1 protein-coding gene and 1 pseudogene are annotated in these 1,106 nt (G+C 47.6%); both read right to left on the reverse strand.

The window, feature by feature from the left end; genetic code table 11:
- Nucleotides 1–721: pseudogene (locus J4D97_RS22985) on the reverse strand (gliding motility protein GldM); the annotation flags it as partial.
- A 62-nt stretch (nt 722–783) separates the two neighbouring features.
- On the reverse strand, nt 784–1,106 hold a 323-nt coding region (gene gldL, locus J4D97_RS22990; protein ID WP_208309627.1), incomplete at its 5' end, for a gliding motility protein GldL.

A 1,106-nucleotide genomic window follows, 5' to 3' on the forward strand; every position in this document is an offset into this window, starting at 1 on the left:
TGTTTGACTCTGCACTAGCGAAAGCGCCTACTTTGTCAAATACGATGGTGGTACCACCTACCTTAGCAGCTTGTGCAGCCAAAGCATCCGATTCGTACTTCAAAACCTCAGCTTCTTTCTGCGATAGCACAGCTAATGCAGCTACAAGAGGCGTCTTTTCGAAGTTTAACTCAGCGAAGTCTTTCGTCTTCTGTGCTGGGTCAGCAGCGGTCAAAGGGTCCTCTTTGGCATCTAGAGCTAGAGGAGTAGCGCTGGGCACGAAACCTTTGATGTAGCTAGAGAACTCATTCAGTTTGCCTTTTAGGGGATAGGCTAAACCGTTTTTGTTCTGGCCCAACATGGCGTTTGCTACCTTATCATTAGCATCCATGTTGTTGTACGCATTCTGGCCTTTTTTATTCTCGGTAGCTACTACCAGTTTATCGCGCACATCGTTCAGATAGGCAACCATTGCCTTGCTGCGTTCCCGAATCTCTTCGCTTTGCTTCAGCACAGCCAAGTCACTGGCTTGGTTGCGGTTCTTCTCAACCTGTGCCTGAATGCCTTTTACAGCATTACCATTTGCTTTCTCAACCTTCTGGTTGATACCAAACAGTGCATCATCCAAGAATTTGAATTTCAGCAGAATTGCTGAGTCTACTTGCAGGGCTAGAAGTGCAGTCAGTACCAAGTACATCATGCCAATCATCTTCTGCCGTGGAGTTTCTTTTCCTCCCGCCATCTCGTCTTCCTATTAAAATATATAGTGGGGACAGAATTTCTTAAATCTTTCTACTTACCAGCTTAGCTGGTAGCACGCATGGCGTTCAACATGTTGCCATACACACGGTTCAGCGAGGTCAGGTTGGTGGTCAAACCAGTGATTTCCTGCTTGAACTGCTCGGTCTCTTTGCCAGCTTCGGTCAGGTTTTCCATTGCCTGGCTCAGTGTGCCGTAGAACTTATTCATCGATTTCAGGTGCGTGTTGGCATCCTGCAATTCCATTTCGTACACTGCGTTCAGAGCGCCCAGGTTTTTGGTCACGGTTTGTACCTGCGTATGGTACTCTTTGGCGTCCGAGGTAGCCTCAGCCATAGCCGACATAGCCTGAGCCGTATTGGAATATG

The sequence above is a fragment of the Hymenobacter defluvii genome, assembly GCF_017589435.1.
GTDB classification, from domain to species: Bacteria; Bacteroidota; Bacteroidia; order Cytophagales; family Hymenobacteraceae; genus Hymenobacter; species Hymenobacter profundi.